This is a genomic window from Streptomyces sp. KLMMK, assembly GCF_036961605.1.
GTDB classification, from domain to species: Bacteria; Actinomycetota; Actinomycetes; order Streptomycetales; family Streptomycetaceae; genus Streptomyces; species Streptomyces telluris.
Genome location: NZ_JBAMDC010000284.1, coordinates 1 through 8,548, shown reverse-complemented (window position 1 = coordinate 8,548; position 8,548 = coordinate 1). Strand labels below are relative to the sequence as shown.

General features: G+C 73.1%; 8 protein-coding genes. 3 read left to right on the top strand and 5 right to left on the bottom strand.

From position 1 onward, the window contains the following. Positions 1–962 (bottom strand): agmatinase (speB, locus tag V7793_RS28250; RefSeq protein WP_336011496.1); only part of this gene is annotated, 962 nt, incomplete at its 3' end. Positions 963–1,140: 178 nt separating this feature from the next. Here speB and V7793_RS28245 point away from each other — a divergent pair. After that, positions 1,141–1,944, top strand: a complete 804-nt coding sequence (locus tag V7793_RS28245; protein WP_336011493.1) for a phosphatase — start codon at positions 1,141–1,143, stop codon at positions 1,942–1,944. Between the two features lie 28 nt (positions 1,945–1,972). Here V7793_RS28245 and V7793_RS28240 read toward each other — a convergent pair whose 3' ends face one another. From V7793_RS28240 to V7793_RS28225, 4 genes are all read right to left on the bottom strand, one after another. Further along, positions 1,973–2,218, bottom strand: a complete 246-nt coding sequence (locus tag V7793_RS28240) for a hypothetical protein (protein ID WP_336011491.1) — start codon at positions 2,216–2,218, stop codon at positions 1,973–1,975. A 49-nt stretch (positions 2,219–2,267) separates the two neighbouring features. Continuing rightward, on the bottom strand, positions 2,268–3,170 hold the full coding sequence (gene tesB, locus V7793_RS28235) for an acyl-CoA thioesterase II (RefSeq protein ID WP_336011490.1): 903 nt from the start codon (positions 3,168–3,170) through the stop codon (positions 2,268–2,270). 20 nt (positions 3,171–3,190) lie between these two features. Then, entirely contained in the window at positions 3,191–4,348 is a 1,158-nt protein-coding gene (locus V7793_RS28230; RefSeq protein ID WP_336011487.1) for an acyl-CoA dehydrogenase family protein, read from the bottom strand. A 133-nt stretch (positions 4,349–4,481) separates the two neighbouring features. Beyond that, positions 4,482–5,195 (bottom strand): SACE_7040 family transcriptional regulator, encoded by a 714-nt coding sequence (locus V7793_RS28225; RefSeq protein ID WP_336011484.1) that lies wholly within the window; start codon positions 5,193–5,195, stop codon positions 4,482–4,484. 106 nt (positions 5,196–5,301) lie between these two features. Between V7793_RS28225 and V7793_RS28220 the strand changes: the two genes are divergently transcribed. Together V7793_RS28220 and V7793_RS28215 are read left to right on the top strand one after the other, a co-directional pair. Continuing rightward, positions 5,302–6,933 (top strand): carboxyl transferase domain-containing protein, encoded by a 1,632-nt coding sequence (locus tag V7793_RS28220; RefSeq protein WP_336011481.1) that lies wholly within the window; start codon positions 5,302–5,304, stop codon positions 6,931–6,933. 8 nt (positions 6,934–6,941) lie between these two features. After that, positions 6,942–8,548: acetyl-CoA carboxylase biotin carboxylase subunit (locus tag V7793_RS28215; RefSeq protein ID WP_336011478.1), on the top strand; the 1,607-nt coding region annotated here is incomplete at its 3' end.

Here is an 8,548-nt window from a genome sequence, read left to right as displayed (position 1 = left end):
ATCTGCCGCGACATGATCGTCGTCAGCTCGTAGGCGGCGTGGGAGGCGGCCACGGACGTGATCTCGGCGTGGTCGTAGGCCGGGGCGACCTCGACCAGGTCGGCGGAGACCAGGTTGCAGGAGGACAGGCCGCGGATGATCTCCAGCAGCTCGCGGGAGGTCAGGCCGCCGGCCTCCGGGGTGCCGGTGCCGGGGGCGTGGGCCGGGTCCAGGACGTCGATGTCGATGGAGATGTACAGCGGGCGGTCCCCGACGCGCTGGCGCAGCTGGTCGGCGATCTCGTCGACGCCCCGGCGCATCACGTCGGCCGAGGTGACGATGCCGAAGCCCATCTTCTCGTCGTCGGTGAGGTCCTTCTTGCCGTACAGCGGGCCGCGCGTGCCGACGTGGGAGAGCGCCTCGGTGTCGAGGATGCCCTCCTCGACGGCCCGGCGGAACGGCGTGCCGTGGGTGTACTCGGCGCCGAAGTAGGTGTCCCAGGTGTCCAGGTGCGCATCGAAGTGCAGCAGGGCGACGGGGCCGTGCTTCTTGGCGACCGAGCGCAGCAGGGGCAGGGCGATGGTGTGGTCGCCGCCCAGGGTCATCATGCGGGCGCCGGTGCCGAGCAGGTCGTCGGCCGCGCCCTCGATGGTCTCGACGGCCTCGTCGATGTTGAACGGGTTCGCGGCGATGTCACCGGCGTCCGCGACCTGCGCGAGGGCGAAGGGGGAGGCGTCCTGCGCCGGGTTGTACGGGCGCAGCAGGCGGGAGGCCTCGCGGATGGCGTTGCCGCCGAAGCGGGCGCCCGGCCGGTAGGAGACGCCGGTGTCGAAGGGCACACCGACGACGGCCACGTCCGCCGTGCCGACCTCGTCCAGGCGCGGCAGGCGGGCGAAGGTCGCGGGCCCGGCGTAGCGCGGGATCCGGGAGGAGTCGACGGGGCCGCGCGGTTCACGGGGGGCAGGGCCGTTCTGGGGGGTCATGCGAGTGCCTCTCGAATCACGGACGCGTTACGGTCGGACCAACGTCGGGGCGGCTGCGGTGGACGTACCCGAGGGTAGGCAGGGCGGCGGAATCCGCACATGTACGTAACTGTGGGTCCGGCCCCTCCATATGGACACAGCGTCCAGCACGACGTGATCGGGGGAGACAATGAGCGGCATGCCGATACCGACCCGCAGCGCACTGATCGACCACCTCGTCCGCACGCGCATCGCCGGCGCGGTGGCGACGCCGCGCGAGAACAACCTCGACCACTACCGCAAGCTGGCGAACGGCGACCGCCGCTACTGGTTCGGCCTGGAGCTCGGCGACCGCTGGACGGACGAGCAGGACGTGCTGGCCGTGATGGCGGAGCGCTGCGGCGTCAGCGACGACCTGAATCACCGGGCCGGCCAGGACCACATCGACCCCGAGCTGACCGCCGACGCCCTGGACCGCATGGCGAACGTGCTGCGCAAGGCGGCGGAGAGCCGGCAGCGGGTGCTCTTCGCGACCGGCCACCCGGGCGCCCTGCTGGAGACGCACCGCACCACGGCCGCGGCCATGCGCGCGGCGGGCTGCGAGATCGTCCGGATCCCGGGCGGGCTGACCGCGGACGAGGGCTGCGTCGTGCAGTTCGCGGACGTCGCGGTGTACGAGGGCGGGGCGACGCTCTGGCACACCCACTCCCCCCACCCGATGACCGCGATCCTCGACGGCCTGCTGCGCGCGGGCCGCCCGCTGCCGGACCTGGTCGTCGCCGACCACGGCTGGGCGGGCTGCGCGGCGCAGCGCGGCATCGACGCCGTGGGCTACGCGGACTCCAACGACCCGGCGCTCTTCCTCGCGGAGGCGGAGGGCACGCTGCAGGTGGCCGTCCCGATGGACGACCACGTGGTGGACCCGCGCTTCTACGAGCCGATGACGGCGTACCTGCTGGCGGCGGCGGGGCTTCCCCTGGACGGGCTCCCGGCGGAGGACTAGCCCCGCGGTGCGCGGGCCCCGGGGCCGGCTAGCCCTGCCTCACCTCGGGGCCGCCGTTCCAGCCGCGCACGCACACCCAGGCGCCGCCCCAGATCAGGGCGGCCTCGGCGCCCCGGAACACCAGGAAGCCCACCAGCCGGGGCGCCCCCGTCAGGTCGACGAGGGAGGAGTGCCAGAGGAAGACCAGCGCGACTCCGAGGACGAAGCACAGCCCTCCCGTGGCCATCAGCAGGCCCCTGAGGCCCTTCCCCATCTGCGCGGTCGCGCGTGCCATTCCGGCCCCCTCCGTGACGTCAACTCACCGATTCTAACGGGTAGTCACGTCACCCGGCCCGCGGACGGGGAACCCGAACGACACCCTCCTGGATGACCGACACCGCCAGTTGCCCGCTCTCGGTGAAGATCCGCCCCCGGGCCAGCCCGCGGCCGCCCTGCGAGGTGGGGCTCTCCTGGTCGTAGAGCAGCCATTCGTCGGCGCGGAACGGGCGGTGGAACCACATGGCGTGGTCCAGGCTCGCGCCGACGACGTCGCCGACGGCCCAGCCGCCGCGGCCGTGGGCCAGGAGGACGGAGTCGAGGAGCGTCATGTCGGACACGTAGGTGGCCAGGCAGATGTGCAGCAGGGGGTCGTCGGCCAGTTTGCCGTTGGTCCGGAACCACACCTGCGACTTCGGTTCGCGCGGCTCCCCGACGCTGCCGAACGGCGGCTCGTCCGCGTACCGCAGGTCGACCGCCGAGCGGGCGTCCAGGATGCGGTCCACGACGCCGGGGCCGCCGAGGAGCTCCGCGTACCGGGGCAGCATCTCGGCCGCCGTGGGGAGGGTCTGCGGGGCCGGCGCGGGCGGCATGGCCTCCTGGTGTTCCAGGCCTTCCTCGTGGCGCTGGAAGGACGCCGACAGGTGGAAGATCGGCTGCCCGTGCTGGACGGCCACGACGCGGCGCGTGGTGAAGGAACCGCCGTCGCGGATGCGGTCGACGGTGTAGACGATGGGCACGGCGGGGTCGCCGGGCCGCAGGAAGTAGGAGTGCAGGGAGTGCGGGGCACGGTCCGCGGGGACCGTGCGCCCGGCGGCGACGAGGGCCTGCGCGGCGACCTGGCCGCCGAAGACGCGCGGCACGAGGATGGCGCGGCCGGTGGTGCCGCGGAAGATGTTCTCCTCGATCTGCTCCAGGTCGAGCAGGGCGAGCAGGTCGTCCAGCGGGGTGCGGGTAAGGGGCTCGTTCATGGTGACAGGGGCTTACCGGCCTACAGGCCCATCGACTTGGCGATGATCGACCGCATGACCTCGCTGGTGCCGCCGTAGATGCGGGTCACGCGGGTGTCCGCGTACAGGCGGGCGATCGGGTACTCCATCATGTAGCCGTAACCGCCGTGGAGCTGGAGGCACTTGTCGATGACGGCCGCCGCCCGCTCGGTGGTGAAGAGCTTCGCGGACGCGGCGTCGGCCGGGGTCAGCTCACCGGCGTCGTGCGCGTCGAGGGCGCGGTCGACGACCGCCTGCATCGCGTCGACCTCGGACTTGCAGTCGGCCAGCACGAACTTGGTGTTCTGGAACGCGGCGACCGACTGCCCGAAGACAGTGCGGTCCCGGACGTACGCCTTGGCGAACTCCACGGCCGCGGCGGACTGGGCGTACGCGCCGACGGCGATGGCCAGCCGCTCCTGGGGGAGGTTGTGGCCGAGGTAGCCGAACGCCTTGCCCTCCTCGCCGAGGAGGTCCTCCACGGGCACCTTGACGTCGGTGAAGGAGAGTTCGGCGGTGTCGGAGGTCTTGAGGCCGAGCTTCTCCAGCTTGCGGCCGACCGCGTAACCCTCGGAGGCGGTGTCGACGGCGAGGATGGAGATGCCGCCGCGCCGGTCCTCGGGGGTGGGCGGGGCGGTGCGCGCGCACACGAGCACCCGGTCGGCGTGGACCCCGCCGGTGATGAAGGTCTTCGACCCGTTGAGGACGTAGTGCGTGCCGTCCCCGGAAAGCCTGGCGGTGGTCTTCATGCCGGCCAGGTCCGAGCCGGTGCCGGGCTCGGTCATGGCGATGGCGGTCATCATGTCGCCGGAGACGAAGGAGGGCAGCCAGCGCCGCTTCTGCTCCTCGGTCGCGTACTTCAGGAGGTAGGGCAGGCAGAGCGCCGTGTGCACGCTGCTGCCGCCGAAGCTGACGCCCACCCGGGCGCACTCCTCGGCGATGACGGCCTGGAACTTGAAGCTGCGCTCGCCCGCGCCGCCGTACTCCTCGGGCACCTCGATGCCGAAGACGCCCAGCTCGCCGAGCTTCTTGTAGAACTCCCGGGGCGCCGAACCCGCCTCGCGCCACTCGTCGTAGACCGGCACGACCTCGGCCGCGATGAAGTCGCGGATCGTCTCGCGGAAGGCCTCGTGGTCCTCGTTGTACACCGTGCGACGCATTGGCTGCCATTCCCCTCGTGCGGGCCCGGGAACCCCGGGCTCATGCCTGGCCAAGCGCTTGCTCAGGCGAAGCTACCGGGGAGTCACCAGAGCTGTCCAGAGCGGACTGGACCGAACGGGTGACCCGGCCGGGTCAGCCTGCGGACGGCTCGGCGGGCTCCTCGCCGGACTCCTCGCCGGGCGTCCCGGCAGACGGATCGGCGGGCGCATCGGCAGGCGCCGGCCCGCCGTCCGTCAGCGACGCGAAGGCCCCGTGGGCCAGGCGGCGCAGCAGGGCCGCCGTGGCCGTGCGGCCGGGGAGCGCGCCGGGGCGGCCGAGGTGCGGCGTGGAGTTGAGGAGGCCGAAGACGGCGTGGACGGCGGCGCGCACCTCCGCCTCGCCGGAGTCCGGGTGCAGCCGGCCGACGACGTCGACCCACAGCTCCACGTACTGCCGCTGCAGCGAGCGGACCCGCTTGCGGTCGCTGTCGCGCAGCTGGCCCAGCTCGCGGTCGTGGAGGGTGATCAGGGCCCGGTCGTCGAGGGCGAAGTCGATGTGGCCGTCGATGAGGGAGCCGAGAACGGCGTCCGGGCCCTCGCCCGTCGAGGTGGCGTCGATGACGCGGCGCTGCCCGCCCGCGAAGAGCCGCTCGCTGATGCCGACCAGGAGCTCGGCGAGCATCGCGTCCTTGCCGGCGAAGTGCCGGTAGAGGCCGGGTCCGCTGATGCCGACCGCGGCGCCTATCTCGTCGACCCCCACACCGTGGAAGCCGCGCTCCGCGAAGAGGCGGGCCGCCTCCCGGAGGATCTGCTCGCGGCGGGTGGGGGCGGCGGGTGCCGGGGTGGTCCGGGTTGGTGCGTCGTTCACGAAAGAGATTCTAGACAGCGGCGTTAGTGGTCGTTAACCTGAAGGAAACGTGTTAACGCTCATTAACACCGAGCGGCTCAGTGACCGAGCAAGGGAGCTCGAGTACATGCAGCAGGCACCGGCGCTGGGGAGCGCCGCCGATCCGGCGTCCGACGCCTGGCGGGCGAACGAGGCCGCGCACCGCGAGCTGTCCGCGGAGCTGCGGGAGCGGCTGGCCGCGGCGCGGCTCGGCGGCGGGGAGCGGGCCCGGGCGCGGCACACCGCCCGCGGCAAGCTCCTGCCGCGCGACCGCGTCGACGCCCTGCTGGACCCCGGTTCCCCCTTCCTGGAGCTCGCCCCGCTGGCCGCCGAGGGGATGTACGGCGGGGCCGCACCGGCCGCGGGCGTCATCTCCGGCATCGGCCGGGTCTCCGGGCGCGAAGTGGTGATCGTCGCCAACGACGCCACCGTCAAGGGCGGTACGTACTACCCGATGACGGTCAAGAAGCACCTGCGCGCGCAGGAGATCGCCCTGGAGAACCGGCTGCCCTGCCTGTACCTGGTGGACTCGGGCGGCGCCTTCCTCCCCATGCAGGACGAGGTCTTCCCCGACCGCGACCACTTCGGCCGCATCTTCTACAACCAGGCGCGGATGTCCGGCGCGGGCATCCCGCAGATCGCCGCGGTGCTCGGCTCCTGCACCGCCGGCGGCGCCTACGTCCCGGCGATGAGCGACGAAGCGGTGATCGTCCGCGGCCAGGGCACGATCTTCCTGGGCGGCCCCCCGCTGGTGAAGGCCGCCACGGGCGAGGTCGTCACGGCCGAGGAGCTGGGCGGCGGCGAGGTCCACTCCAAGGTGTCGGGCGTCACCGACCACCTCGCGGAGAGCGACGAGCACGCCCTGCGGATCGTCCGGACGATCGTCTCCACGCTCCCCGAGCGGGGCGCCCTCCCCTGGCCCGTCGAGCCGGCCGAGGCGCCGGCCGTCGATCCCGCCGGGCTCTACGGCGCCGTCCCGGCCGACTCCCGCACCCCGTACGACGTGCGCGAGGTCATCGCCCGCGTCGTCGACGGCTCGCGGTTCGCCGAGTTCAAGGCCGAGTTCGGGCAGACGCTGGTGACCGGCTTCGCCCGCATCCACGGCCACCCCGTCGGCATCGTCGCCAACAACGGCATCCTGTTCTCCGAATCCGCCCAGAAGGGCGCGCACTTCATCGAGCTGTGCGACCAGCGCGGCATCCCCCTGGTCTTCCTGCAGAACATCTCCGGCTTCATGGTCGGCCGGCAGTACGAGGCGGGCGGCATCGCCAAGCACGGCGCGAAGATGGTGACGGCCGTGGCCTGCACCCGAGTCCCCAAGCTCACGGTCGTCATCGGCGGCTCCTACGGCGCCGGCAACTACTCGATGTGCGGCCGGGCCTATTCGCCGCGCTTCCTGTGGATGTGGCCCAACGCCAAGATCTCCGTCATGGGCGGCGAGCAGGCGGCCTCCGTCCTCGCCACCGTCAAGCGCGACCAGCTCGAAGCCCGCGGCGAGAGCTGGAGCGCCGAGGACGAGGAGGCCTTCCGGGCCCCCGTCCGCGAGCAGTACGAGACCCAGGGCAGCGCCTACTACGCCACCGCGCGCCTGTGGGACGACGGCGTCATCGACCCCCTGGAGACCCGGCAGGTGCTGGGCCTGGCGCTGACGGCCTGCGCCAACGCCCCCCTGCCCGAGAAGGACACCACCGCGCCCGGCTACGGCGTCTTCCGGATGTGAGGCGGAGCATGTTCGAGACTGTCCTTGTCGCCAACCGGGGCGAGATCGCCGTCCGGGTCATCCGCACGCTGCGCGCGCTCGGCATCCGTTCGGTCGCCGTCTTCAGCGACGCCGACGCCGGAGCGCGGCACGTCCGCGAGGCCGACACCGCCGTGCGCATCGGCCCGGCCGCGGCCGCGGAGAGCTATCTGTCGATACCGCGCCTGCTGGAGGCCGCGGCCCGCACCGGCGCCCAGGCCGTCCACCCCGGCTACGGCTTCCTCGCCGAGAACGCCGCCTTCGCCCGCGCCTGCGCCGGTGCCGGGCTCGCCTTCATCGGCCCGCCGGCCGGGGCCATCGAGCTCATGGGCGACAAGATCCGGGCCAAGGAGACCGTGCAGGCCGCCGGCGTGCCCGTGGTGCCCGGCTCCTCCGGCAGCGGTCTGACCGACGCCGAGCTCGAAGCCGCCGCCCTCGCGATCGGCATGCCCGTGCTCCTCAAGCCCTCCGCGGGCGGCGGCGGCAAGGGCATGCGCCTCGTGCGCGACGCCGCCCTGCTCGGCGAGGAGATCGCCGCCGCCCGGCGCGAGGCCCGCGGCTCCTTCGGCGACGACACCCTCCTCGTCGAGCGCTGGATCGACCGCCCCCGCCACATCGAGATCCAGGTCCTGGCCGACGGCCACGGCCACGCGATCCACCTGGGCGAGCGCGAGTGCTCCCTGCAGCGCCGCCACCAGAAGATCATCGAGGAGGCGCCCTCGCCGTTCCTCGACGAGGCCACGCGCGCCGCGATGGGCGAGGCGGCGGTCCAGGCCGCGCGCTCCTGCGGTTATGCGGGCGCGGGCACGGTCGAGTTCATCGTGCCGGGCGACGACCCCGCCTCGTACTACTTCATGGAGATGAACACCCGCCTCCAGGTCGAGCACCCCGTCACCGAGATGATCACCGGCCTGGATCTGGTCGAGTGGCAGGTACGGGTCGCCGCCGGCGAGCATCTGGATGTCTCCCAGGAGCAGGTGACCCTCCGCGGCCACGCCGTGGAGGCCCGCATCTGCGCCGAGACCGCGCGCGTGAGCGCCGGCGGCGAGCGGGTCGACTTCCTGCCGTCCGCGGGCACGGTGCGGCTGCTGCGCGAACCCGCGGGCGAGGGCGTCCGCGTCGACTCGGGCCTGATGGAGGGCACGGACGTCGGCACGTCCTACGACCCCATGCTCGCCAAGGTGATCGCCCACGGCCCCGACCGGGAGACGGCGCTGCGCCGCCTGCGGGCCGCCCTCGCGGACACGGTCGTCCTGGGCGTCGACACCAACGCGGGCTTCCTGCGGCGGCTGCTGGCGCATCCGGACGTGGTGGCCGGCGCGCTCGACACGGGCCTCGTCGACCGCGACGCGGCCGCGCTGGTGGAGCAGGAGGTGCCGGCCGAGGTGTACGCGGCAGCGGCACTGCTGCGGCAGCAGGGGCTGGAGCCCGTGTCCCACGGCTGGGTGGACCCGTTCTCGGCCCCGTCGGGCTGGCGCCTGGGCGGCGAACCGGCGTGGACACCGCACCACGTGCGTGTGCCGGGCCACGATCCGGTGACGGTACGGGTGCGCGGCACCGCGCGGGATGCGCAGGTGACCGTGGACGCCCCTGCGCC

Bases quoted from the DNA above. Each gene is read 5' to 3' on its own strand.
- V7793_RS28240 (WP_336011491.1), bottom strand. From the start codon at position 2,218: ATGGCACGCGCGACCGCGCAGATGGGGAAGGGCCTCAGGGGCCTGCTG.
- V7793_RS28230 (WP_336011487.1), bottom strand. From the start codon at position 4,348: ATGCGTCGCACGGTGTACAACGAGGACCACGAGGCCTTCCGCGAGACG.
- V7793_RS28220 (WP_336011481.1), top strand. From the start codon at position 5,302: ATGCAGCAGGCACCGGCGCTGGGGAGCGCCGCCGATCCGGCGTCCGAC.
- tesB (WP_336011490.1), bottom strand. From the start codon at position 3,170: ATGAACGAGCCCCTTACCCGCACCCCGCTGGACGACCTGCTCGCCCTG.
- V7793_RS28245 (WP_336011493.1), top strand. From the start codon at position 1,141: ATGCCGATACCGACCCGCAGCGCACTGATCGACCACCTCGTCCGCACG.